Consider the following 24,305-nt stretch of genomic DNA (forward strand, 5'->3'; position numbering starts at 1 on the left):
GGTGCGGGTGCGGTGGTGGCCCCGGTGGTGCGCTCAGTCGTGGGTGATCTCCTCGATCACCGTGGCCCCCAGTTCGCGGACGAAGAGTTCGTGGCCGGAGAGCGCGGTGTCGTCGAGATCGGGGTCGTCCTCCTGCGGGATGTCGTCCTCGATGGAGACCGGCGGCGGCTCCTCGGCGGCCGGGCCGGACGGGGCCGGGGCGGGCGGGGCCGGGGGCGCGGCCGTCGGCGGGGCGGCGGGCCGGTCGGGGGCGGGACGGCGGGCGGGGGCGCCGCCGCCGAAGCCTCCGGGGCCGCCCGCTCCGCCGTAGCCGCCGCCCGGCGGACCCGCGGGGCCGGCGGCCGGGGAGCCCGCACCGCCCGAGGGGTCCACCACGGCCTCGATCTTCCACTCCACGTTGAGCAGGTCGCCGACGGCCTGGCGCAGCACCTCCTCGCTGCCGCCGTTCACGAAGCTGTCCCGGGCGCCGGGGTTGGCGAAGCCGACCTGGAGCGTGCTGCCGTCGAAGCCGACCACCTGGGCGTTCTGGCTGAGCAGGATCCACGTGAAACGGCGCCGGTTCTTGACCGCCTCCAGGATGTCCGGCCACATCTGCCGCACCCGGGAGGGGTCGCCGACCGGGGCCGCCGCCGAAGGGGCGGGGGCCGGGGCGGCGGGCGGCTGCGCGGGCTGCGCCGGGGGTACGGGGGCGCCGCCGCCGGCCGGGGCCGCGGTGGGCCAGGCTCCGGGCCGGCGTCCGGGTTCGGCGGCGGGCGACGGCGCGGCGGAGCCGGGTGCGGTGGCGGTGGGCCAGGCGCCGGGCGCCGGGGTCCGCGCGGGCTGGGCCGCCGGGGCGGTGGCGGTCGGCCAGGCGCCCGGGGCGGAGGCGGCGGGGGCCTGCTCCGGGGCGGCCGGGGGCTGGGGTGCCCGCGGTTCGGGGGCGGGCGTCGGCGCCGGGGCGGACGGGGCCGAGGCGGACGGGGCCGGGGGCGCGGGGGCCGGCTCGGGGGCGGGCTGGGGGCGCACGGCCGCGCGGGCCGCCGCCGCGCCCGGGGCGTGGCCCACCGGCTCGTACCCCACCGAAGGAGCCGGGCCGGCACCGGCCGCGAGGCCGCCGGCGAGCGCCTGGCGCTCCAGCCGGTCGAGCCGGGCCTGGACCGACTGTTCGTCCCCGTAGGCGGCGGGCAGCAGCACCCGGGCGCAGATCAGCTCCAGCTGGAGGCGGGGCGAGGTGGCGCCGCGCATCTCGGTGAGCCCGGCGTTGACCACGTCGGCCGCGCGGCTCAGCTCGGCGGCGCCGAAGACCGCGGCCTGGGCCGTCATCCGTTCCACCACGTCGGCCGGGGCGTCGATCAGCCCCTTCTCGCCGGCGTCCGGGACCGCCGCGAGGATCACCAGGTCCCGCAGGCGTTCTAGCAGGTCGGCGACGAACCGGCGGGGGTCGTGGCCGCCCTCGATCACCCGGTCGACCACCCCGAAGGCGGCTGCGCCGTCACCCGCGGCGAAGGCGTCCACCACGTCGTCGAGGAGCGCGCCGTCGGTGTACCCGAGCAGCGCGGTGGCCATCGCGTACGTCACGCCGTCCGCGCCCGCGCCGGCCAGCAGCTGGTCCATGACCGACATCGAGTCACGCACCGAGCCGGCGCCGGCCCGGACGACCAGCGGCAGGACGCCCTCCTCCACCGGGATCGACTCGCGGCCGCAGACCTCCGCGAGGTAGTCGCGCAGCGTGCCGGGGGGGACGAGCCGGAAGGGGTAGTGGTGGGTACGCGACCGGATGGTGCCGATGACCTTCTCGGGCTCGGTCGTGGCGAAGATGAACTTCAGGTGCTCGGGCGGCTCCTCGACCACCTTCAGCAGGGCGTTGAAGCCCTGCGGGGTGACCATGTGCGCCTCGTCGATGATGTAGATCTTGTAGCGGCTGGAGGCGGGACCGAAGAACGCCTTCTCCCGCAGGTCACGGGCGTCGTCCACACCGCCGTGGGAGGCCGCGTCGATCTCGATGACGTCGATGGAGCCGGGTCCGCCGCGCGCCAGGTCCTGGCAGGAACGGCACTCGCCGCACGGGGTCGGGGTGGGCCCCTGCTCGCAGTTGAGGCAGCGCGCGAGGATGCGGGCGCTGGTGGTCTTGCCGCAGCCGCGCGGGCCGCTGAACAGGTACGCGTGGTTGACCCGGTTGTTGCGCAGCGCCTGCTGCAACGGGTCGGTGACGTGCTCCTGCCCGATCACCTCGGCGAAGGTCTCGGGACGATAGCGGCGGTACAGAGCGAGGGACACGCTTACGACGATATCCGGGGACACCGACAACAGTGACCCGCCGCCCGCTCCCCACCGGTCCCCCCGAGGCTCGTGCACCCCTTCCACCCCAGGTCAGCGCGGTGCCCCGGTTCGTCACGCGCCTGCGCCGAACTCTCCCCGCGGACGCCGGGCCGCACGCCACGGACCCGGCGCCGACGTGTACGCCGGGCGCCCCCTCGTAGGCGGAACGCGCGCTGGGCGCGCGCTCGGGCGGGGCGCCGGGGCCTGCGCCGGGGCGCCACCGGGAGCGCGCCGGGCGGGAGCCCCGGCGGCCATGGCACCGCCAGGCCGGAGCCGTCGGGTCAGGGCTTTTTCCGTGCCGCCTTGGCGGCACGTTTCGCTTCCTGTTTGGTGGCGCGGACTTCGGCCAGGGATTCGGGGCCGGTGATGTCGGCGACGGAGCGGCGGGAGCCGGGTTCGCCGTAGGGGCCGGCGGCTTCGCGCCAGCCGTCGGGGGTGACGCCGAGTTGTTTGCCGAGGAGGGCGAGGAAGATCTGCGCCTTCTGCTTGCCGAAGCCGGGGAGGTCGACGAGGCGGGCGAGGAGTTCGTGGCCGGTGGCGGCGTCGCGCCAGACGGCGGCGGCGTCCCCGTCGTAGTGCTCGACGAGGTACCGGCACAGTTGCTGCACCCGTTTGGCCATCGAGCCGGGGTAGCGGTGGACCGCGGGCTTGGCCGACAGCAGGGCGGCGAACTCCTCGGGGTCGGCGGCGGCGATCTCGTGGGCGTCCAGGTCGTCGCCGCCCATCCGCCGCGCGATGGTGTACGGGCCGGTGAACGCCCACTCCATCGGGATCTGCTGGTCGAGCAGCATGCCGACGAGCGCGGCCAGCGGGCTGCGGCCGAGCAGCGCGTCGGCCTCCGGTCGCTGCGCGAGTCGCAGTGTCGTCGCCATCGCCGCCGTCCCTTCCGTCCGCGTTCCCCCTCCGATCCTGCCAGCCGGCCCGCCGACGGCCACCGCACGGCGTCCTTACCGCGTACTTGACCCCTACGTAGCGTCAGCCTTGAGACTCCGAGCGAGCGAGCGAGAGGTGACGGCGATGGGCTATTCGGTGGGGCAGGTGGCGGCGTTCACCGGGGTCACGGTGCGGACGCTGCACCATTACGACCGGACCGGGCTGCTGACCCCGGACGACCGCAGCCCGGCCGGGTACCGGCGGTACGACGACGGCGACCTCGCCCGGCTCCAGCAGATCCTGTTCTACCGCGAACTCGGGTTCCCGCTGGAGGAGATCGCCGAGATCATGAAGGATCCGCAGGCCAACGCGGTGCATCACCTGCGGGCCCGCCACCGGGCGCTGACCGAGCAGATCGCCCGGCTGCGGCGGCTGGTCGAGGTCGCCGAACGCGCCATGGCGGTGGAGCGCACCGGGGTCCGGCTCTCCCCCGAGGAACGGTTCGAGGTCTTCGGCGAGGTCGGCTTCGACCTCACCTACGTCTCCGACGCCGAGGCCCGGTACGGCGACAGCGAGCGCTACCGGCAGGCGATGTCACGGGCCGCGGCGCACACCAAGGAGGACTGGCGGGAGCTGATGGCCGAAGCCGCCGACTGGCGGCAGCGGCTGCTGGCCGTCTTCGACTCCGGGGCGGCCGCCGACGGGCCCGCCGCCATGGAGCTGGCCGAGGAGCACCGCGGCCACATCAGCAGGTGGTTCACCTCCTGCCCGTATCCGATGCACCGCCGTCTCGCCGACGACTACGTCACCGATCCGCGCGCCTTCGCGCTGGTCGTTCCCGCCACCGAACAACGTCCCGGCCTCGCCGCCTTCCTGCACACCGCGATCCACGCCAACGCGGCACGCGAACGGCCGGGCCGCGCCGACCCGAGTTGAGGAGTTCCCTTGCGTGTTCTGATCATGGCCGCCGGTTCCCGGGGGGACGTCGCCCCCTACACGGGGATCGGGGCCCGGCTGCGGGAGGCCGGCCACGAGGTGGCGCTGGCCACGCACAGCGGCTTCGCGGAGATGGTGAAGGGGTGCGGGCTGGCCTTCCGCGACCTGCCCGGGGACCCGCGTACGCCGGACGACGCGGCGGACCGGGACGGCGGCGGGCGGCGGACCGGGATGCGCGGCGCCGGCGCGTTCGTCCGGAAGCTGGCCGAGGGGGTCGCCCAGGCCGCCGAACCCGGCGCCGACCTGCTCCTGCTGTCGGCCACCACGGAGCCGCTGGGGGCACACGTGGCCGAGGCGATGGACATCCCGTACCTGGGGACGCGTCTCCAACCCGCCACGCCCACCGGCGAGTTCGCTCCCCCGCTGGGCGGGGCGCGGTCACTGGGCCGCTGGGGCAACCGGGCCGCGGGGCGCCTGGCGCTGCGGGTGGTGGACCGGCTGTACGAGGACGCGGTGCGGGACCTGCGACGGCGGCTGGGGCTGCCCCCGTCGACCGCCCGGGCCGCCCGGCTGCGGCGGGAGGCGGCGGGCCGGCCGGTGCTGCACGGCTTCAGCCGGCTGCTGGTACCCCGCCCGGCCGACTGGCCGGACGGCCACGACGTGGTGGGCACCTGGTGGCCGTACGTCGCCCCCGATCACCAACTGCCCGCGCGGCTGCGGGAGTTCCTGGCGGCCGGGGAGCCGCCGGTCTTCGTGGGGTTCGGCAGCATGGGCGGCGGGGACGGGGAACGGCTGAGCGCCATCGCCGGCGAGGCGCTGCGGCGGGCCGGGGTGCGCGGGGTGGTGCAGGCCGGCTGGGCGGGGCTGGAGGTGGCCGGGGACGAGGTGATCACCATCGGCGACGTACCGCACAGCCTGCTCTTCCCGCACCTGGCCGCGGTGGTCCAGCACTGCGGCGCCGGCACCACGGCCGCCGCGCTCCGCGCCGGGGTCCCGGTGGTGCCGGTGCCGGTCACCGCCGACCAGCCGTTCTGGGCGCACCGCGCGGGGGCCGTGGGCGCCGCCACCGCCCCGTTGCCGGCCGCCGGGCTCACCGGCGACCGGCTCGGCGCGGCGATCCGCGAGGCGGTGACCGTGGCGTCGTACCGCCGCCGGGCCGAAGCCGTGGCCGAGGGCATGGCGGCGGAGGACGGCGCGGGGCGCGTGGTGGAGGCGGTCGCGCGTTTCACGTGAAACATGGCCCCGCCCCAGACGCGGCCCTGCCCAGGACGCGGCCCCGCCCCATCCCGGCACCGCGTGTTTCACGTGAAACACTCCTGGCCGAATCAATCGGTATTACGGTATGACTAATCCGGACATCCGGATACCCCACCGCGCCCACGGGTAGCTTGAGCGGTGCCGTGCCGCCGCGTGAAAGGCCGAAGGCCGTGACCCAGCCTTTTGAGTTGCCGGATTTCTACATGCCGTACCCGGCCCGCCTCAACCCGAATCTCGAAGAGGCCCGGACCCACACCAAACAGTGGGCCCGCGACATGGGCATGCTGGAGGGGTCGGGAATCTGGGACGAGCACGATCTGGAATCCCATGACTACGCCTTGCTGTGCGCCTACACGCACCCGGACACGACGGGGCCGAAGCTTTCCCTGGTGACCGACTGGTACGTTTGGGTGTTCTTCTTCGACGACCATTTCCTGGAGACGTTCAAACGCTCGCAGGACCGGGCCGGCGGAAAGGCGTACCTCGACCGGCTGCCGGAATTCATGCCCATGGATCTGGCGGCCGGGTTCCCGGAGCCGACGAACCCGGTGGAGGCCGGGCTGGCCGACCTGTGGGCCCGCACCGTGCCCTCGATGTCCCTGGCGTGGCGGACCCGGTTCGCCGAGAGCACCGCCAACCTGCTCAACGAGTCGCTCTGGGAGCTGTCCAACATCAACGCCGACCGGGTGCCCAACCCGGTCGAATACATCGAAATGCGCCGCAAGGTCGGCGGCGCCCCCTGGTCGGCCGGGCTGGTGGAATTCGCGGTCGGCGCCGAGGTGCCCGACGTCATCGCCGATTCACGGCCGATGCGCGTTCTGCGGGACAGCTTCGCGGACGGCGTCCATCTGCGCAACGACCTCTTCTCCTACCAGCGCGAGACCGAGGAGGAGGGTGAATTCAGCAACGGCGTCCTGGTCCTGGAGAAATTCCTGCACTGCACGACGCAGGAGGCCGCCGACTCCGTCAACGACCTGCTCACCTCACGCCTTCAGCAATTCGAGAACACCGCGCTCACCGAAGTCCCGCCGCTGCTGCTGGAAAAGGGGATCGACCCGAAATCGTGCGCGGACGTCATGGCGTACGTCAAGGGCCTCCAGGACTGGCAGTCGGGCGGCCACGAATGGCACATGCGTTCCAGCCGCTACATGAACGGCGGCGCGGCGCCGGCCGCCGCCACCCGCTGGTCCCCGTTCGCCATCGGCGGCCCGGGCACCTCGGCGGCCGATCTGCGGCTGACCACCGGACGCGTCGGCGCCGGACGGGTCCGCGCCTTCACCCACGTACCCCACCAGCGGGTCGGCCCCTCCCGGCTGCCCGCCTTCCACATGCCGTTCCCCACCACCCTCAACCCGCACCTGCCGACCGCGCGCCGGGCCACGGTGGCGTGGGGACACCGGATGGGCATGCTGGAGCCGTTGCCGGAACTCCTCGGCGGACACCTGTGGGACGAGCACAAGCTGCACGCCTTCGACTTCCCGCTGTGCGCTGCCGGCATCAACCCGGACGCCCCGCCCGAGGCGCTCGACCTCGCCTCCCAGTGGCTGACCTGGGGCACCTACGGGGACGACTACTTCCCCGTGGTCTTCGGCCGCACCCGCGACCTGGCCGGCGCCAAGGCGTGCAACGACCGGCTGTCGGCCTTCATGCCGATCGGCGCCTCCGCCACCCCGCCGCCCGCCACCCCGCTCGAACGCGGCCTCGCCGACCTGTGGGCCCGTACCGCCGGCCCCATGACCACCGAGAACCGGCAAGCCCTCCGCACCTCCGTCGAGGTCATGACCGAGAGCTGGCTGTGGGAGCTGGCCAACCAGGCGCAGAACCGCATCCCCGACCCGGTCGACTACATCGAGATGCGCCGCCGGACGTTCGGCGCCGACCTCACCATGGCCCTGTGCCGCATCCAGCACGGCCGACGGGTTCCGCCGGAGGTCTACGCCAGCGGCCCGATCCGGTCGCTGGAGAACTCCGCGGTCGACTACGCATGCCTGCTCAACGACGTCTTCTCCTACCAGAAGGAGATCGAGTTCGAGGGCGAGGTGCACAACGGCATCCTCGTCGTGCAGAACTTCTTCAACTGCGACTACCCCACCGGGCTCGGCATCGTCCACGACCTGATGACCTCCCGGATGAAGCAGTTCCAGCACGTCGCCGCCCATGAACTCCCGGTGCTCTACGACGACTTGAAGCTCACCGCTGACGTCCGCCGGATCCTCGACGGCTACGTCCGCGAACTCCAGAACTGGATGGCCGGCATCCTCACCTGGCACCAGGGCTGCCACCGCTACCAGGAGTCGGAACTGCGCTACCGTCCCGGACCGCGCACCGGTGTGAGCGCCCCGGGCGTCGGCGCCGTGCCGGCCGGCCCCACCGGACTGGGTACATCGGCGGCCCGCCTGCCGCTGCTGACCAGCGGCCGGCCCCGGTAACGGCGGCGGGGGCGCGGCCGACAGGTGGTCGGCGTACGCTCACCGCTGTTGACCACCGTGGCGGCCCGCCCGGCCGCCAGTGCAGACCGGGGATCGCGTGGAACCAGAAGAGCCCGTCTCCTGGGCGGGGTCCGGCCAAGGCGCCGACGGCGCCGGGGGGTTGGACGCCGCCGACCAGTGGGTGTTCGATCCGGCGCTCGGCGAATACCGGCTGCGGCGGCCGGACGAACGTCCCGCCGGCGAGCCGCCGTCCGGCCCGGGCAGCACGGCGTCCGGCGGCCGGCGGGCCACCCGGCACGGCGTCCGGGGCCGCCGCCGCGCGGCCACCCGGCGCGGCGGCGGAGCGTGGGTCGCGGGCGCGGCCGTCCTGCTGCTCACGGCGGGCGGCGGCGGAGCGTACTTCCTGCTGCACGACGCGGGTACCCCGGCGAACGCGCGTCCGGCCGCGTCCGCGTCGGCGGGGTGCGCGTCCGCCTCCCCGGCGGCCGACGGCGGCCCGGCCGCCCGTCCCGGGCCGAAGGCCGCGCCGATCGACGTGCGGGTCACCGTACTCAACGGCAGCGGCACCTTCGGCCAGGCCGAGTCGGTGCTGCGCTGGATGCAGAACACCGAGGGGTTCCTGCGCACCAGCAACGGGGGCCCGGCGCCGCACACCGCGACCACCACCCTGGTCTACGCCCCCGGCCACGCCGACCAGGCCCGCACCCTGGCCGCCGCGATGAAGCTGCCCTCCGCCGCGCTGCGCCCCACCAGCCCGCGCGGCGGACCCAAGGACCCGATGACGCTCACCCTCGGCCAGGACTTCCGGGCGCCCGGGGTGGCTCCGATCCCCGCCGCGCCGGCGCACTCGTCGGGCTGCGCGACCACGGGCGGCTGATCTCACGCGGCTGATCTCACGCGGCTGATCTCACGCGGCTGACCTCGCGCGGCTGACCTCACCCGGCGGCGGACGGGCGGGGGCTCACGGCGCCGAGTCGGGCACGTCCGGCGAGACCGCGTACGCCTTGATCGGCGTCATCCACACGCCGTTGACCTTGAGCGTGGGGAAGGTGCTGACCTTGGCGCAGCCGCCGGACTTGTCGGCGGTGAGGGCGCGCGCGTCGGAGAGCGCCTTCTTGGTGTCCACCGGCGGGTGCGAGGCGCCGTCGCCGGAGGCCGGGAAGCTGGTGTCGCCGCCCCAGTCGGAGCCCACGACCACGGTCACCGAGGAGACCGCGGCGTCCTCCCGCAGCCGGTCGGCGGGGATGCCGAGGGCGCGCGCGACGACCTGCGCCGCGGGCTGCCCGCCGGGGGCGTAACGGACGGTGGTCCGCGAGGCCGCCGGGGCGTCGCCGTAGCCGCTCTCCTGGCTGAAGCCCTCGTCGGTCAGGTGCTGCACGATGCGTGCCGCGCGTCCGGTGACCCCGCCGGCGTTCTTGACCTGTACGGCGATCCGCGAGGCCGGCGGGGCGGACGGCGACGGGGGCGTGGAGGCGGAACCGCCCGGGTGGGCGCCGGCGGCAGGCTTGTCACCGCCGGCCAGCGACTGGTCGTCGATGATCGACTGGAACAGGCTGCGCGCCCCCGGGCCGACCACGACCTTCTGGTCGTCGTTGGGGTCCGGCGCGGTCTGCATGGTGGTGAAGGTGATCCGGTCGGTCGGCACCTTGTCGAGGTCCTCGGCGAACCCGATCAGCTTGGAGACGCTGTTGAGGCCGGTGTCCACGGTGAGCGCCTTGGTGGCCGCGTCCGCGAGCCGGTAGAGCGCGGCCGGGTCGGTCAGCGTGCCGCCGCTCTTGAACTTGCGCATCAGCGCGGCGAGATACATGTGCTGGGTCTCGGTGCGCCCGAGGTCGCTGCCGGTGCCGAAGGCGTGCCGGGAGCGCAGCCACTCCAACGCCGCCATGCCCTGGAGGGTGTGGCTGCCCTGGCGGAGCTTGAGGTGGGAGTCGGTGTCGTAGACGTTGTTGTCCACGCACACCGGGACCCCGCCGACCGCGTCCGACATGCTCACCACGCCGGAGAAGTCGATCATCGCGAAGTGGTCGATCGGGATGCCGGTGAGCTGGTGGACGGCGGCCACCTGGCAGTCCGGCCCGTACTGCAACGCGCTGTTGATGGCGCCGGTGTACCCCGGCTCCTTCTGCTTGGTCTTCTCGTCCGTGCACGACGGGATCTGCGTGACGGTGTCCCGGGGGACGCTCATCGCGGTGGCGTTGGAACGGTCGGCCGAGATGTGGACGACCATCTCCACGTCGGCGTTCTGGCCGGGTCCGCAGTCGCCGCCGATCTTGCAGTCGGCGGCGTTGTTCCGTCCGTCGGAGCCGATCACCAGGATGTTGATGGGGGTACGGCCGAAGGCGTCCGCCTTCTCCTGGCCGCCGCCGGTTATCGCCACCGACTTGATGTTGGCGTTGAGGTGCTCGTAGACGAAGACCCCGGCGCCGGCCACGATCACCACGACGGCGAGCGCGGTGAGCCCGATGATCTTCTTGGCGCTGCGTTTGCGTGTCTTGCGCCGGCTGCGTCCGGCCGCGCGCCGCCGCGTCCCCTCGGCCGGCGGCGCCTCGTCATCCGTCCGTCCGCCCCGCCGAGGACGCGGAACCCCGTCCCGGCCCGCCGCCGAAGCCCTCCGGCGGTGCGATACGTCGGCCATGCCTCACCCTTTAGCGGTCGAGCCGCCTGCCGCGGCGCTTACCGTTGCGACGGCAGCACGTGGGGGTGGCGCATGCGTCGCGGTACCTCGAACAAACAGACGCCCGATCCTCGCCAACAGTTGCACATCTGCGCAACCCAGCACCCGTCCGACCCCGCCCCCACCCCGGCCCCGCCGGACGAAGCGGCCCTCGACGCCCCGGGCACCGCCGACTCTACGCGCAAGTAGCCGGACCCCACCCGGGTGAAGTGGCGAAGATCACAGTGGATCGGGGTGTAGAGCTGTAGAGCGGCAGACCCGGTTGCCCACCGCTCCCGCCGCCCTAAAGTCTTGGCATGAGCGGTCGCGCGGCGGAATCGCCTGGGCCTTCAGGACAGACATTGCGCCGCCTCGTCGGCGACGCGGTCTGGACGGCCATGCTCGCCCACACCTACGAGCGCCGGCACCCGGCCGGCATCACGCTCCTGCGCCAGGGCCAGCCCGGTACCCACGTGCTCGTCCTGCGTGGCGGCGTGGCCAAGGTGATCCGGCACGAACGCGACGGCGGCCTCACTCTCCTGGCGTTCCGTGGGCCGGGGGAACTACTGGGCGAAGTCGCGGTGCTGGACGACGGAGTGCGCTCGGCCAGCGTGCGGACGATCTCACACTGCTCGGTGGGGGTCATGAGCAAGGCGGACTTTCTCCGCTTCGTCACCGAGCACTCCCTGTTCCCCGTACTCGTGCGCTATGCCCTCACCAAGCTGAGGGAGTCGGATCTCGCCCGTGGGGGTGGTGACGTCCCGACCCGTCTGGCGGCGGCCTTGGCCTACCTGGCGGACATCTGCGAGCCCTCAACCCCTTCACCCGGCCAGCCGCTGGAACTGGCCCTGACCCGCGACGAACTGGCCCAGTACCTCGCCACCTCGCGAAACACGATCACCGCCGCCCTCTGCCAATTGGAGCCGTTCCAGGTACGCGCGGGTCGAAAACGCATCGTCATCGAAGACCTGCCGGCGCTGAGACGGGCCGCCGCCGACCACCGCAACGCCTTGTGACGCCTGTCACTCCGATTGCGCACTGGGCGAGCACACGCTCCCACGCTTTCCCGCGAAGCTCTGACGCACCGAACCACCCGGGAAAGCACAGGAGTTTCGATGTCACAGTTCAGCTCGCAGTTACCCGAAGCCGGTGCCGGCTCCTACACACGGAGCCGCCACCTCCCGCCCTACCGGGGAATCGTGGCCGTCGACGCGAAGGACTTCACCGGCTATCCGGCCATCGAACACGGCGTGATCAGCCAGGCCATCCCCGAACTGCTCCGGGTGTCGCTCCAGCGTGCCGGGATCGGTGAGGTCTGGGACGACCGCAGGTTTCCGGCGTCCACCGGCGACGGCTACGTGTTCGGCTTCGAGCCCAGGTGGATGCCGTTGGTGATCCACCCCTGGCTCAACATCCTTCAGGATGTGCTGGCCGAGTTCAACGTGCACTCGACCGGGGCGGTGCGGATCCGCCTCAGGGTCAGCCTTCACATCGGGCCCCTGCCGGACTCGGGGGCGGAGTTCGACGGCAACGGCACACCGCGCAACGACACCCACCGGCTGCTCGACTCGCGTCCGGTCAAGGCCATGCTCGCCGCCTCCAACGAGCACACCACCCAGGTCGCCGCCATCCTCTCCGACCGGTGCCACCAGGACGCCGTGGCGAGCGGGTACACCGGCCGCCACCCCGACCACTTCATCGAGGTACCGGCGACCGTCGAGGGCAAGCGGTTCGACCAGCGGGCCTGGCTCTACGTACCCGCCCCTTCGGGCAACCTTTACGACCGCCGCGTCCTGGGTGACCAAGTGGTCCAGGACACCGCGGCCAGGCCCACCACGCCCTCCCGCCAGGTGCCCAACCGGTCGGTGACGAACAAGGCACCCGGCGGCAACGTGAACACCGGCACCGTGCACGGAGGCCAGAGCGTCAGCAACATCCGGACCGGCGGCGACCACGTCGGCGGGAACAAGGCCGGCACTGTCCGCGGCAACCAAGGCGACACGGTCCACGGCGACAAGAACGAGCGTCGCCAGTGAGCGCGGGGGAGGGCCGGTCCGATGCGGTGCGGGACGGAGGTGGCTCCTCCGACCCCACCGAAGCCCCTCCGCCGCATCCGGACGACGATGATCCTGACCACGACGAGTTCGATCACCTCTTCACCGCTCCGGCCGGCTTACCGCCGGAGGACGGCCGGCGCTACGTCATCTACGCCCCGAACGGAAACATCAACGCCGGCTCGGTCCACGGCGATCAGCACGTGGAGAACCGCAGCGGTACCCCCGGTCCTCTCGGCCGACGTGTGGAAGCGCACGAAGGTCCCATCCCAGAACGTGAAGTGCTGGAGGCGCGGACGGGGTTCGCCACGCCGGAGTGGTTCCCGACCGCACTGGCCGAACTCGACACCGGCCTGCTGTTCCTCACCGGGGAGTCGGGTACCGGAAGGCGCACGGCGGCCCTGAACCTCCTGCACCGTCACAGCGGCGGCAGTAAGGATCTGCGCGCGCTCGACAGCGATGTGGACCTGTCCTCCTGGCGCCCCACCCATGCCGGGACCCACGGCTATCTGGTCTACGGCCTGCTTCCCAAGCACCCGCTCAAGCCCGCACTCGTCGCCAATGTGAGACGGTTGCTGAGCGATGCCGGCGCACGCATGGTGATCGTGCTGCAGGACGACCCGGAGCTGGTGCGGGCCCTGGAGCGCGATCTCCACGTCTCCCCGGTACGGTGCGTTCCCCCGCCACCACGCACGGTCTTCGAGGCCCGGTTCGAAGCCGCGGTGCCCGACCCGGCGGACCGCGACCGGTTGCTGGACCGGCTGGAACCGGGTCTGCTGGACGAGTTGCTCGCCCCCGAACTGGTCCCGGCCCAAGTGGCCGAACTGGTCGGCATGGTGTGTGGGGCGGGCGACGGTGTCCCGGACGCCAGCGACCTGCGCGACCGCCTGAGCTTCCTCACGGAGGATGAGGCCCCGGAGTTGTTGCGCAAGCTTCACGAGGACCCTGACGGACTCGCCTTCCTGCTGGCGACGTGTGTCTTCGAAGGGCTCGACCACCGTGTGGTCCGGGAGGAGGCCGAGCGGCTTCTGTCGTTGGCGGACGGACGGCTGAGCTCGGTGCTGCCGGAGGACTCCGGCCGCGCCGACGGCAGCGGTGGCGGAAGCCGCCAGGAGGGTCCCCGTACCAACCCACGGTTCGTCTTCCGGCGTTCGCTCGAAGATCTGCTCCGGATCGTACGGGCCGAGCGGGCGCCCAGGGAGATCAGGACGGGCTCGGGCTACACCTACGCCATGGAGCCCGTGCGGTTCACCCGGCACCGGCAAGGAGAGGCCGTGCTGAAGCATGTGTGGCGCGAGTACGGCCAGTTGTCCGGGCTGCTGACCGACTGGATGGACACCGTCCCCCACGAGGAGGTCGAGCTGGCCCAGCCCGTCGGCCGTGTCATGGGGCTGGCCGCCGGGTGGGGCGGAGGCCGCCGCGCGCTCCTGCACATCCGCAAGCTGGCCGGTTCCGACCGGCGGACCAGCCGCACCATCGCCGCGTACGCCTTGGGCATGGCGGCGGAGGACCCGGTCCTGGCGAGCGAGGTCAAGCACCGCCTCAACGAATGGAGCAGCGGGCGCAGCCCCCAACTCCGCTCCACCGTCGCCTACGCCTGCGGGACCGATTTCGGTGTCGCCCGCCCCGATCTGGCGATGCGGCTGCTGCGGCGAGCGTACCGAGGGCTGGACGGCGACGAATACCCCATCGCCATGGGCATCCGCACCGCACTGCGCAACCTGTTCGCATCCGGCAACCAGAGGACGGTCTTCCGCCACTTGACCGAGTGGGCCGCCCGCACCGGCCATGACGCCGAGTTGTCGCTCGGTTCGTTCCCTTACCTCCTGCAAGATCCCCGCTGGTTCCACGAACAGTTGCTCGGGGCCGGGGAGTTCACGGACGCCATCCTCGCGTTCGTCCACCGGGCCCTCGACGACGAGACGCTGTTCGACACGACCTGCCGGTACCTGATCCAGTGGTGTCGCCTGGCCGCCTGGGACGAGCAGCAACGTACGGCTGTGGACATCTTGCTCTCCGCGCTCGCCCGGGAGATGAGTCACGGCGTCCTGCGGCTGTTCGTGGAGATCGACCGGCACGCCGACGCGGAGCTCGCCGGGCGCCCCGTCGCGCGGCGTGCGCTCGACGCGTGGCGTGGAGGCGAGCCGCAGCCGTCCAGCTTCGCAACCGTGCCTGGAGGACATGATGACGCCTGAGAACGATCACCCCCTCTACGCCCGCGCCGCGCGCGCCCCGTGGCGGGAGATTCTGCGGCAGCGCTGGTCCGGCCGTCGCGACCGCGCCTTGGTGCTCCAGGACCGGGACGGAGGGTTCCACCTGGTCGGCCCCCGAAACCGCTCGGCCACGCCTCCCGGCCACTACGGGGCGCCCATGGGCCCGGCCGCTCCCCGCAAGACGCTGCGCGGGTACGACGGCGCGTTCCTCGTCCAGCTCGATGAACGGTCCGGAACGCGCAACGTGGCGCTGCCGACCGCGCAGGGTACGGACTCGGTCGAGCTGCGCGTGCTCTGGTGGGTGTATGAGCCCGTACAGACGGTACGCACACGGACCACACACGGATGGGCACCGGTACGCAAGGATCTCGACCAGCGGGTACGCCGGCTGGTGGACGAGTACGCCGCCGGGGGACACCGCCTCGGCACGCCCGGGATGGCGCAGCACCTTGCCGCGCCCCAGATGCTGCCGGACCGCGGGCTCGCCTACCGGGTCTCGGACATCTCGGCACGGGAATCCGACGACGAGCTGCGACCGGGACAGGCCGGCGAGGTCGATCTGCCGTACTCCTGGAACGCCGACCGCCGGGAGGAATACGAATTCTGCGTACGGGCCGTGCGAAGCGGTCCAGCATCACTCGCGGCACTCTGGCTGCTCAGGCACCCCGATCAGGTCAGCCAGGTCCTGGGCTGGGTGGTGGACCACCGGACCCTGATCCGGGGCGAAACCAACTGGCAGGACGAAATGGCCGCCCTCCTGGCCACGCTCACCTCGCAGGAGCGGCAAGAACTCTCCGAGCTCCTGCGTGACCGGCTCGCCAACCTGGGCCGACGCGTCCCCCCGCGGGGGGATTCACCGGTGGAACAGGTGCCCCCGCCCACCGGCGTCAACGGCTGGTCGGTGAACCTGGCGGGAGGATGACGGGTGTGACATACCGGCCGACCGTCTCACCAGGTCCGTCCCGCTGACCACCCCTCCGGCTGCGGGGCCGGACGCCCGCCCCGTGCCACGGAACGCCGAAGGCCCCGACCGGTGAACGGTCGGGGCCTTCGGTTCGCCTGACGGCGAGGGCGGAGGATACGAGATTCGAACTCGTGAGGGGTTGCCCCCAACACGCTTTCCAAGCGTGCGCCCTAGGCCACTAGGCGAATCCTCCGCGGCAAACATTACAAGACGCGGGGGGGTGGTTGCGAACTCGATCGGGGGTGGGCCGATCGGGTAGGCTGGGCGCAGCCCCTCACGTGGCGCTATCTCGCTGAACCCCCCCAGGGCCGGAAGGCAGCAAGGGTAGGTGAGCTCTGGCGGGTGCGTGAGGGGTCTTGTCGTTGACGCGTCGGCCGGCCGGGGGGCGGATCGGGGCGTGACCAAGCGCACAGCGGCCGGGCGGGGGCGAATCCGGGGCGGGCGCCCGTCGTCACCCTCGTACCCCGGTGCCGCGGCTGCGCCTGGAGGGGATCGGCCGGTAGGCTTTCCGTGTGATCTTCAAGCGCATCGGCAGCAGTCGGCCGTATCCCGACCACGGCCGCATCAGCGCCCGCGAGTGGGCGGACGTCGCGCCACGCCCGGTACGCCTCGACCAGTTGGTCACCACCAAGGGCCAGCTCGACCTGGAGACGCTCCTGGCGGAGGATTCGACCTTCTACGGCGATCTCTTCGCCCACGTCGTGAAGTGGCGCGGCGATCTCTACCTGGAGGACGGCCTCCACCGGGCGGTACGGGCCGCGTTGCAGCAGCGGCAGGTGCTCCACGCCCGCGTCCTGGAGATGGACTGACGGGTCAACTCGGCGGGCCCGGGTCACCGGAAGGTGGGGGTTGACCCTTTCGGGTTGACGCTTGGGACGTTCGTTGATCATCTAGTAGGCCCAGGCGCCAACCGGCACTACGCTGCGCCCATGAGCATGCTCACGCCGCCCGGCATGGGCGGGAAGTACCGCATCACCGGGAACCAGTACCCCCGCATGCGGCGCCCGCGCGGTCACCGTCGCCTGATCTTCGCCGCCGTCGCCGCGGTCGCCGTCGTGGGGCTCATCGGCTGGGGGACCGTGCAGCTCATCGACGTGTTCGCGGGCAAGGGCCAGCAGACGCGGATCAGCGCCGGCAAGGCCCCCGGGTGCGCCGGCACCGCGGGTACGGCCCGCAGGCCGGCCGGCGGCGCCCCGGCCGGCCTGCCCAAGCCCGGCTCGGTGACGGTCAACGTCTACAACGCCACCCAGCACGGGGGCCTCGCCAAGACCACCGCCGACGAACTCAAGAAGCGCGGCTTCGCCATCGGCAAGGTCGGCAACGCCCCGGCGGAGTACGACAAGAAGGTGTCCGGGGCGGCGATACTGCTCGGCGGGCCCAAGGCCCAGGGCGCCCTGAAGGTGCTCGCCACCCAGGTGTCGGCGGCGCAGACCAGGACCGACGCGGGGCGGGGCGGCGGCGCGGACGTCGACCTGATCATCGGCGACAAGTTCTCCGCGCTCGACGCCAAGGAGACCGCCGACCGGGCACTGGCCGCCCTCACCCACCCGGCCTCCGCGTCGCCGTCCGCCGGACACTGCTGACCGGAACGGGGCCGCGCGTGACGGGGACGGTCAGCCCGCCGTCCCGTACATGCGGTCGCCCGCGTCGCCGAGGCCCGGGACGATGTAGCCCTGCTCGTTGAGGCGTTCGTCGACGGAGGCGGTCACCACGGTGACCGGGCGGCCGGCGAGTTCGCGTTCCATCAGGGCGACGCCCTCGGGGGCGGCGAGCAGGCAGATGGCGGTCACGTCGTCGGCGCCGCGTTCGATGAGCGTGTCGATGGCGGCCACCAGGGTGCCGCCGGTGGCCAGCATCGGGTCGAGGACGTAGACCTGGCGGCCGGAGAGGTCGTCGGGCATCCGGGTGGCGTAGGTGGACGCCTTGAGGGTGTCCTCGTCCCGGACCATGCCGAGGAAGCCGACCTCGGCGGTGGGCAGCAGCCGGACCATGCCGTCGAGCATGCCGAGGCCGGCCCGCAGGATCGGCACCACCAGCGGACGCGGGTGCGACAGCCGTACCCCGGTGGTCTCGGTGACCGGGGTGGTGATGCCCACCTGCTCGGTGCGCACGTCCCGGGTGGCCTCGTAGGCCAGCAGGGTGACCAGTTCGTCGGCGAGCCGCCGGAAGGTGGGGGTGTCGGTGCGCCGGTCGCGCAGCGTGGTGAGTTTGTGCGCCACCAACGGGTGGTCGACGACGTGGATCCGCATGCCCTCGACATTAACCGAGGTCGTCGGCGCCGGACGCCGCACGTCGGCGGTCCGCCCGGAGGGTTCCGGCGCATCTTTCGCCGGGGCCGGGGAAGAGGTGTCCCTACGCCGTACGTAGCTGTCCGTAGGGGTGGTGGCCATGGCCAACGAGCGGGAGACGCGCGACGCGGACGGAGAGCCGGGAGGGACGGCCGACGGCTCCGCCGCGGTATCCGGCCGCGCCGCCGACCGGGACGCCGAACGCCGTCGCCGCCGGGCCCTCTTCCTCCGCGAACTCAGCGAGGCCAGGGAACTGCGGGCCAGGGTCCAGCCCCGCCGCGCCCGGGCGGCCCGCATGCGGCAGCAGATGCGGATGCGAACGTTCCGCTGGTGACCGGGACGTCGGGGGCCTGGCCGGCCGGGCAGTCCGGCACCGGCACACCGGGGTGCCCGGACGCAAAGCCTGCCGCCCGCCGGACGCGGACACGGCGCAGATCCCGGGAGCCGCAACCGCGGAAGGCCCGCCGGGCCCCGGAGCGCCGAAGCCCTCCGCAGTCCGACGCCGGCGCCGTCTCCCTCCCCCGGCCCACCCGGCGTGGCCGCCGCACACCCGTCCCGACGCCGGCGGAGAGGGGCGCTTCCGCTGCTAGCGAAACGTCCACTCTTGGCCAACGATCTTCCCGCCGACACGCGCGGCCGGGGCGCGAGCCGTCCCGAGGTGCGTCCCGGGCGGGTTCGGGGCGCGGGCGCCGGGGGGCCGTCCGGGGGCGCCGGGGCAGGCCGCAGCGGCTGTCGGAGATCGGCCGAAACCATGCGCCACACCCACCCCGGGACCGCCCGGCAACCGGCCATGAAGCCGAAAAAACGTACCCGGCCTGCCACGACGCAGTGCGGAAGACCTCTCGCAACGCTTAGGTTTCTGCCACGATGCCGAGTGGGCGGGGCTGTCCCCGTCCGTCCGGGCACACCTAAGACCAGTGGGAGAGTCACGGTGTACTTCGCCGCACTGCTCGCGCGCACCGAGGACGGGTGGGAAGCGAGCGACACGGAGCTCGACGATGTGGAGACCCTCGCCGACCTGGCCGATCTCGCCCGAGAGGCCACGGCCGACGACGAGACGGTGCTCGTCCTGATCGAGCAGGAGGATGCGTGGTTCGCGGTCGTCCGGGTGGACGGCGAGGAGGATCCGCGCATCTACGTCTCGGACGCCACCGCCGCGTCCCGCAGCTCGTACGGGGAGATCCTGCTCACCGACGAACTGCTCGGCCGCGGGCCGGAGGACGTGGACGACCTGGCCGACCTCGATCTGGACGGCACCGAGGACGGCGAGGAGACGGGGACGGAGGACGAGGACGCGGCGGACGACAACCACACCACCCCGGCCGGCCCGGTCGGGGAGGCAGACCTCCTCGCCGACTTCGGGGTGAGCGAGAAGCAGCTCACGGCGCTCACCGCCGAGGTGGTCCCCGGGGACGCGCTGGGCGAGATCGCCGAGGCGCTCGGCTGCGCCGAGGTGCTGGAGGCGGTCCGCTGACCATCGACCGTCCGGACCCGCTGCGGGACCCCTGGACCGCGGCCATGCGGCTCGCCCTGGAGGAGGCGGCACTGGCGCCTCGTACCGGGGACGTGCCGGTGGGCGCGGTCGTCCTCGCGCCCGACGGCACCGTCCTCGGCCGGGGGCGCAACGAGCGGGAGGCCACCGGCGACCCGACCGCCCACGCCGAGGTGGTGGCCGTCCGCCGGGCCGCCGCCGCCCTCGGGGAGTGGCGGCTGACCGGCTGCACCCTGGTGGTGACCCTGGAACCGTGCACCATGTGCGCGGGCGCCATCGTCCTCGCCCGGCTCGACCGGGTCGTCTACGGCGCCCGTGACGACAAGGGCGGCGCGGCCGGCTCGCTGTGGGACGTGGTGCGTGACCGCCGGCTCAACCACCGGCCCGAGGTGGTGTGCGACGTGCTCCCCGAGGAGTGCGCCCGGCTGCTGACCGACTTCTTCCGCACCGGGGGTGGCGCGGGCGGGTCCGGGGCCGGGAGGGCGGATTTCAACGCACGGCCCGGCGTCCGCTAAGCTTCCTCTCGGTAGCGTGTCCGAGCGGCCTAAGGAGCACGCCTCGAAAGCGTGTGAGGGGGCAACTCCTCCGTGGGTTCAAATCCCACCGCTACCGCTCTTCGACCGAAGGCGTCGGCTCTTGCGAGCCGGCGCCTTCGGCGTTCCCGCCCCCGTCCGGCGGGCGCTCGACAAAACCGCCCGCGACAAGGGACCTTGGTGCCCGGCAGAAACCGGAACAGCGGGGAGGACGGCGGGGCATGGCGCAGGCGCGGAAGATAATCGTGGTGATCCTCGTCGTCTTCGTGCTCTACACGATCATCACCTCCCCGGTCCGGGCGGCGCAGTTGGTCCAGGTAGGGTTCGAGGGCATTTCGAGCGCCGCCAAGGCCGTCGGCCAGTTCATGTCCTCGCTCGTCAACTGACGTCCCCGCGGGGCCGGCCGGAGCCCGCGCGGCGCTTCCGCAGCGGCCCGCTAGGAGCTCCCGTGATCCGACACCTGGTCCTGTTCAAGCTCAACGAGGGCGTCGACCGCGACGACCCGCGCGTGGTCGCGGGGGTGCGGGCCTTCCAGGAGCTGGGCGCGAGCATCCCGGAGCTGACGTCCTGGGAGTGCGCCTGGAACATCACGGACCGGCCGATCGCCTACGACTACGCGATCAACTGCACCGTCGCCGACCGGGACGCCCTCGTGCGTTACCTGGAGCACCCCGCTCACCAGGCGGGCGTCGCTCAGTGGAAGGAATTCGCCACCTGGGTGATCGCGGACTACGAGATCTGAGCGATCCCCCGCCAGCATCCGGGCGAACCCTTCGCCACCGGCATCCGGAACGGCCCCCGTCACGTGAGGCGGGGGCCGTCGTCGTATCACCCAACAGGCCATCAACACGGCGATTTACGGTGCTTGCGCACAGTGGACATGTCTTGTGATGCTATGACCGCTTTTGCCGGACGAGTGGATCGACCAGCGGGCCGGAGCAGGGCCGCGTGGACCGTTGAGGGGTGGTGTGTGCCGTTGCCGGCCCGGACTGCACCCGCACCGCTCGCCGACTCCGCCGGGCGGCCGGTCCCGGAGGTGGACCCCGCCCCGGCGCCGGCCCCGGAGCCCGCCGAGCCCGTGGCCCCGGCCGGCGAAGGCCCCGAGGAGCACGGAGACCACGGCGCCGTCGGAGAGGCGGAGACCTCGGTGCGGGAGAGCGCGGCGGCGCGGGCCCCGAGCCCGGCCGGTGACGCGACCGCGTGCGCTCCGGCGCCCGGGATCCCGGCGCACGCCGTTCCGTCCGCCTCCGGCGCCCCTGACGCCGCCGCGCCGGCCGGGCCCGGGGAGTCCGCGGAGCCGCCGCAGGAGGGCGCCCCCGGCGCGCGTACGGGGCGTTCGCGCCCTCCGCGCAGTGCCCGGGCGGCTGACGCGCGCGCGCTCACCCAGGTGCTCTTCCAGCAGTTGTCCGGGCTGGAGCCGGGCACCCCGGAGCACGCCCGGGTGCGGGCCGCGCTGATCGAGATCAACCTGCCGCTGGTGCGGTACGCCGCGGCCCGCTTCCGCAGCCGCAACGAGCCGATGGAGGACGTGGTCCAGGTCGGCACCATCGGGCTGATCAACGCCATCGACCGCTTCGACCCGGACCGCGGGGTGCAGTTCCCGACGTTCGCCATGCCGACCGTGGTCGGGGAGATCAAACGTTACTTCAGGGACAACGTGCGCACCGTCCACGTACCGCGGCGGCTGCACGAGCTGTGGGTGCAGGTGAGCGGGGCCATCGAGGACCTGACCGTGCTGCACGGGCGGTCGCCGACGACCGCCGAGATCGCCGGGCGCCTCGGGCTCTCCGAGGAGGAGGTGCTCGCCTGCCTGGAGGCCGGCCGGGCGTATCACGCCACCTCGCTGGAGGCCGCGCAGGAGGGCGACGGCGCCCCCGGCCTGCTGGACCGGCTCGGCTACGAGGACCCCGAGCTGACCGGGGTCGAACACCGCGATCTGGTGCGCCATCTGCTGGTGCAGCTGCCGGAACGCGAGCGGCGGATCCTGCTGCTGCGCTACTTCGGCAACTTGACGCAGTCGCAGATCAGTGCCGAGCTGGGGGTTTCGCAGATGCACGTCTCCCGGCTACTTTCACGGAGCTTCGCCCGACTGCGATCCGCAAACCAGCTCGAACCGTAGTCAGCGGGAGCGATGCCGGCACCGTTCAACCCGTGCAAATAAATCGACTTGGCGCTACAGCGCGTTGCCGACATGTGACATTCTGCTTGAACTGCGTTTGCCGCGGCCCGGCCTCCGGTATGCAGGGGGAGGAACCGTCGCTCGCGACCCGTCCGCGACCTCAAGGGGGTGGCATGTCCGTAGAAGTGGGCAGTCAGAAGGTGCTTCCGCTCGATGCGCCGGACGCCGCCGAATGCGGCGCGGCCATCAACACGCGCACCCTGTCCCGTTCGCTCTTCATGCGGCTCGCCGAACTCCCGCCGGACAGCCCGGACCGGGGCTACGTCCGGGACACCCTGATCGAGCTCAACCTCCCGCTGGTGCGGTACGCCGCGGCCCGCTTCCGCAGCCGCAACGAGCCGATGGAGGACATCGTCCAGGTCGGCACGATCGGGCTGATCAAGGCGATCGACCGGTTCGACTGCAACCGGGGCGTGGAGTTCCCGACCTTCGCCATGCCCACCGTGGTCGGCGAGATCAAGCGCTTCTTCCGGGACACCTCCTGGTCGGTCCGGGTCCCGCGGCGCCTCCAGGAGCTGCGGCTGGCGCTGACCAAGGCCAGTGACGAGCTGGCCCAGCGGCTCGACCGCTCCCCCACGGTCGCCGAACTCGCCGCCGTGCTCAAGGTTTCCGAGGAGGACGTGGTCGACGGACTCGCCGTCGGCAACGCCTACACCGCCAGCTCGCTGGACTCCCCGCCGCCCGAGGAGGACGGCGGCGAGGGCTCCCTCGCCGACCGGCTCGGCTACGAGGACAGCGCCCTGGAGGGCGTGGAGTACCGCGAGTCGCTCAAGCCGCTGCTGGCCCAACTGCCGCCCCGCGAGCGGCGGATCATCATGCTGCGCTTCTTCGCCAACATGACGCAGTCGCAGATCGGCGAGGAGGTCGGCATCTCCCAGATGCACGTCTCCCGGCTGCTCACCCGCACCCTGGCCCAGCTCCGCGAGGGGCTCACGGCCGAATGAGGGTCCACGGGCCGTCGCCGACCGGGCGGCCCGTGCCCGGAACGGAACGGGGCCGGTGCGCTTACCACATCCCGTTCCACGGCGGACAGGTTCTCACCGATCACCACCGTAATTCCCCGTCGCCGTCCACATTCTGACTGAGCGTCAGTATTCTGGCGCGATGGTCCGCATACCCGGCCGCCCGGCCACGGGAGGGCGGCGCGCCAGGTCCCCCCGGCATCCTCTGCCGCGTTGGCACACGCTCCCGGCGAGCCGGCGGCGCGCTCTGACGGCTTCCGCCGCGACGGTGAGCGCGGCGCTGCTGGCCTGGCTGGCGTTGTTCGGCGGCACCGGCAGCGGGGGCGGCTACCTCGCCTCCGGCGCCGACGGGCCGACCGGTCCGCGCCACCTGGTGCCCCCGGACGCCAAGGTCTCGTTCGTCCCGTTGCCCGGATCGTCCGGCCCGGCGCGCGGTGCGCCGGATCCGCCGGCGGCGGCACCGTCCGCGTCCGGCCCGGCCGCCTCCCGGATCGCGCCGTCCACGTCCCCGCCGGCGACGCCGACGCCGACGCCCTCCACCGGAGAACCGGCGAACCCCGGGCCCGTTCCCGTACCCCCCGGACCGCCGGACAGCGGGCAGCCGCCGTCCGCGCGGCCCGCCCGGCTCACCATGGACGACCCGGTACGCGCACCCGGTGACCAGCGCTGGTGCGACGAGGTCACCGTCGTCTTCACCGACACCGGCGACCTGCCGGTGACCTCCGGCACGGTGACCTTCGCCACCCACGTCATCGGGCTGCTCGGCACCGACTGGGCCACCGTGACGACCACCCGGCCGGTGCCCGTCCCGATCGCGGGCGGGCGCAGCGTGCGGCGCGCCTACCAGGTGTGCGTGGACGCCTGGCGGGTGCCGCTGGGGATGCACGTCGAGACGCGCTCGGTACGGCTCGGCGGAGCGGACGGGTCCGGGTCAGAGCGCGAGGTACGCGACGACCGCGACGACGACCACGGCGAGCACGATGCCGACGATCAGGCCGGTGCGCGGGCCGCGTGAGGTGCCGTAGGTGGTCGCCGCACCGGCCGCCGGAGCCCGTTCGGCACCCTCGTCGACGAAGGCGCGGAACATCTGGGTGCTGCCGGCGGGGTCGTACGCCTGGCCCTGGTTGGGCCCCTGGTTCGGGGGGTAGTCAGCCATGACGCAGGACCCTAGCGA

At 72.8% G+C, this 24,305-nt stretch carries 23 protein-coding genes, 2 tRNA genes and 1 other RNA gene; 20 read left to right on the forward strand and 6 right to left on the reverse strand.

All coding sequences use genetic code 11. From position 1 onward, the window contains the following. Positions 1-33: 33 nt before the first annotated feature. Both SCATT_RS13815 and SCATT_RS13820 read right to left on the reverse strand, forming a co-directional pair. Positions 34-2,256: a DNA polymerase III subunit gamma and tau gene (locus SCATT_RS13815; protein ID WP_014143686.1), complete on the reverse strand. Its 2,223-nt coding sequence runs from the start codon at positions 2,254-2,256 to the stop codon at positions 34-36. Between the two features lie 323 nt (positions 2,257-2,579). Beyond that, positions 2,580-3,170, reverse strand: a complete 591-nt coding sequence (locus SCATT_RS13820) for an HhH-GPD-type base excision DNA repair protein (RefSeq protein WP_014143687.1) — start codon at positions 3,168-3,170, stop codon at positions 2,580-2,582. A gap of 145 nt (positions 3,171-3,315) precedes the next feature. Between SCATT_RS13820 and SCATT_RS13825 the strand changes: the two genes are divergently transcribed. From SCATT_RS13825 to SCATT_RS13840, 4 genes are all read left to right on the forward strand, one after another. Beyond that, a complete protein-coding gene (locus SCATT_RS13825; protein WP_014143688.1) occupies positions 3,316-4,107 on the forward strand; it encodes a MerR family transcriptional regulator in 792 nt (263 codons plus the stop codon). 9 nt (positions 4,108-4,116) lie between these two features. Next, a complete protein-coding gene (locus SCATT_RS13830; RefSeq protein WP_014628053.1) occupies positions 4,117-5,340 on the forward strand; it encodes a glycosyltransferase in 1,224 nt (407 codons plus the stop codon). Between the two features lie 194 nt (positions 5,341-5,534). Next, on the forward strand, positions 5,535-7,793 hold the full coding sequence (locus SCATT_RS13835) for a family 2 encapsulin nanocompartment cargo protein terpene cyclase (RefSeq protein ID WP_265736685.1): 2,259 nt from the start codon (positions 5,535-5,537) through the stop codon (positions 7,791-7,793). 97 nt (positions 7,794-7,890) lie between these two features. After that, positions 7,891-8,670: a LytR C-terminal domain-containing protein gene (locus SCATT_RS13840; RefSeq protein ID WP_014143691.1), complete on the forward strand. Its 780-nt coding sequence runs from the start codon at positions 7,891-7,893 to the stop codon at positions 8,668-8,670. Between the two features lie 84 nt (positions 8,671-8,754). Here the strand turns inward: SCATT_RS13840 and SCATT_RS13845 are convergent, their stop codons facing one another. After that, positions 8,755-10,428: an LCP family protein gene (locus tag SCATT_RS13845; RefSeq protein WP_014143692.1), complete on the reverse strand. Its 1,674-nt coding sequence runs from the start codon at positions 10,426-10,428 to the stop codon at positions 8,755-8,757. Between the two features lie 335 nt (positions 10,429-10,763). Here SCATT_RS13845 and SCATT_RS13850 point away from each other — a divergent pair, with 335 nt between their 5' ends. The 4 genes from SCATT_RS13850 to SCATT_RS13865 all read left to right on the forward strand — a co-directional run bounded on the left by SCATT_RS13850 (position 10,764) and on the right by SCATT_RS13865 (position 15,635). Further along, positions 10,764-11,462 (forward strand): Crp/Fnr family transcriptional regulator, encoded by a 699-nt coding sequence (locus SCATT_RS13850; protein ID WP_231905085.1) that lies wholly within the window; start codon positions 10,764-10,766, stop codon positions 11,460-11,462. Positions 11,463-11,561: 99 nt separating this feature from the next. Next, complete coding sequence (locus SCATT_RS13855) at positions 11,562-12,482, forward strand: hypothetical protein (protein WP_014143694.1); 921 nt, start codon at positions 11,562-11,564, stop codon at positions 12,480-12,482. Positions 12,483-12,781: 299 nt separating this feature from the next. Then, complete coding sequence (locus tag SCATT_RS13860; RefSeq protein WP_231905086.1) at positions 12,782-14,695, forward strand: hypothetical protein; 1,914 nt, start codon at positions 12,782-12,784, stop codon at positions 14,693-14,695. Next, the gene (locus SCATT_RS13865; protein ID WP_042507572.1) at positions 14,685-15,635 is read left to right on the forward strand and encodes a hypothetical protein; all 951 of its coding nucleotides are present in this window, start codon (positions 14,685-14,687) and stop codon (positions 15,633-15,635) included. Before SCATT_RS13860 ends, SCATT_RS13865 begins: the two co-directional genes overlap by 11 nt. Before the next feature lie 150 nt (positions 15,636-15,785). On the opposite strand, the gene SCATT_RS13870 is transcribed toward SCATT_RS13865, so the two are convergent. Beyond that, positions 15,786-15,870 (reverse strand) — tRNA-Ser (locus tag SCATT_RS13870). Positions 15,871-15,942: 72 nt separating this feature from the next. Here SCATT_RS13870 and ffs point away from each other — a divergent pair. The 3 genes from ffs to SCATT_RS13880 all read left to right on the forward strand — a co-directional run bounded on the left by ffs (position 15,943) and on the right by SCATT_RS13880 (position 17,260). Beyond that, positions 15,943-16,039: signal recognition particle sRNA small type (ffs, locus tag SCATT_RS36435), an RNA gene on the forward strand. 150 nt (positions 16,040-16,189) lie between these two features. Next, positions 16,190-16,486 (forward strand): type II toxin-antitoxin system VapB family antitoxin, encoded by a 297-nt coding sequence (locus tag SCATT_RS13875; protein ID WP_014143697.1) that lies wholly within the window; start codon positions 16,190-16,192, stop codon positions 16,484-16,486. A gap of 120 nt (positions 16,487-16,606) precedes the next feature. Continuing rightward, a complete protein-coding gene (locus tag SCATT_RS13880; protein ID WP_014143698.1) occupies positions 16,607-17,260 on the forward strand; it encodes a LytR C-terminal domain-containing protein in 654 nt (217 codons plus the stop codon). Positions 17,261-17,290: 30 nt separating this feature from the next. Here the strand turns inward: SCATT_RS13880 and upp are convergent, their stop codons facing one another. Continuing rightward, positions 17,291-17,926 (reverse strand): uracil phosphoribosyltransferase, encoded by a 636-nt coding sequence (upp, locus tag SCATT_RS13885; protein WP_014143699.1) that lies wholly within the window; start codon positions 17,924-17,926, stop codon positions 17,291-17,293. A 139-nt stretch (positions 17,927-18,065) separates the two neighbouring features. Here upp and SCATT_RS13890 point away from each other — a divergent pair, with 139 nt between their 5' ends. The 9 genes from SCATT_RS13890 (at position 18,066) to SCATT_RS13925 (ending at position 24,146) form a co-directional block, all read left to right on the forward strand. After that, a complete protein-coding gene (locus SCATT_RS13890) occupies positions 18,066-18,299 on the forward strand; it encodes a hypothetical protein (RefSeq protein WP_014143700.1) in 234 nt (77 codons plus the stop codon). A gap of 597 nt (positions 18,300-18,896) precedes the next feature. After that, positions 18,897-19,439, forward strand: coding sequence for a tRNA adenosine deaminase-associated protein (locus tag SCATT_RS13895; protein WP_014143702.1), 543 nt, complete (start codon positions 18,897-18,899; stop codon positions 19,437-19,439). Between the two features lie 44 nt (positions 19,440-19,483). After that, complete coding sequence (tadA, locus tag SCATT_RS13900) at positions 19,484-19,972, forward strand: tRNA adenosine(34) deaminase TadA (RefSeq protein ID WP_014143703.1); 489 nt, start codon at positions 19,484-19,486, stop codon at positions 19,970-19,972. 10 nt (positions 19,973-19,982) lie between these two features. After that, positions 19,983-20,069 (forward strand) — tRNA-Ser (locus tag SCATT_RS13905). A gap of 142 nt (positions 20,070-20,211) precedes the next feature. Then, a complete protein-coding gene (locus SCATT_RS38990) occupies positions 20,212-20,376 on the forward strand; it encodes a hypothetical protein (protein WP_014143704.1) in 165 nt (54 codons plus the stop codon). Between the two features lie 62 nt (positions 20,377-20,438). After that, positions 20,439-20,732, forward strand: coding sequence for a Dabb family protein (locus tag SCATT_RS13910; RefSeq protein ID WP_014143705.1), 294 nt, complete (start codon positions 20,439-20,441; stop codon positions 20,730-20,732). A gap of 405 nt (positions 20,733-21,137) precedes the next feature. Beyond that, positions 21,138-22,109, forward strand: coding sequence for an RNA polymerase sigma factor SigF (locus SCATT_RS13915; RefSeq protein WP_106433180.1), 972 nt, complete (start codon positions 21,138-21,140; stop codon positions 22,107-22,109). A 173-nt stretch (positions 22,110-22,282) separates the two neighbouring features. Continuing rightward, positions 22,283-23,113, forward strand: coding sequence for an RNA polymerase sigma factor SigF (locus SCATT_RS13920; protein WP_014143707.1), 831 nt, complete (start codon positions 22,283-22,285; stop codon positions 23,111-23,113). A gap of 286 nt (positions 23,114-23,399) precedes the next feature. Further along, the gene (locus SCATT_RS13925; RefSeq protein ID WP_014143708.1) at positions 23,400-24,146 is read left to right on the forward strand and encodes a hypothetical protein; all 747 of its coding nucleotides are present in this window, start codon (positions 23,400-23,402) and stop codon (positions 24,144-24,146) included. Here the strand turns inward: SCATT_RS13925 and SCATT_RS13930 are convergent. Next, positions 24,063-24,287 (reverse strand): hypothetical protein, encoded by a 225-nt coding sequence (locus SCATT_RS13930; RefSeq protein WP_014143709.1) that lies wholly within the window; start codon positions 24,285-24,287, stop codon positions 24,063-24,065. The genes SCATT_RS13925 and SCATT_RS13930 overlap by 84 nt on opposite strands. Between the last annotated feature and the right edge of the window lie 18 nt (positions 24,288-24,305).

It is taken from the genome of Streptantibioticus cattleyicolor NRRL 8057 = DSM 46488 (assembly GCF_000240165.1).
In the GTDB taxonomy this organism is placed as follows: domain Bacteria; phylum Actinomycetota; class Actinomycetes; order Streptomycetales; family Streptomycetaceae; genus Streptantibioticus; species Streptantibioticus cattleyicolor.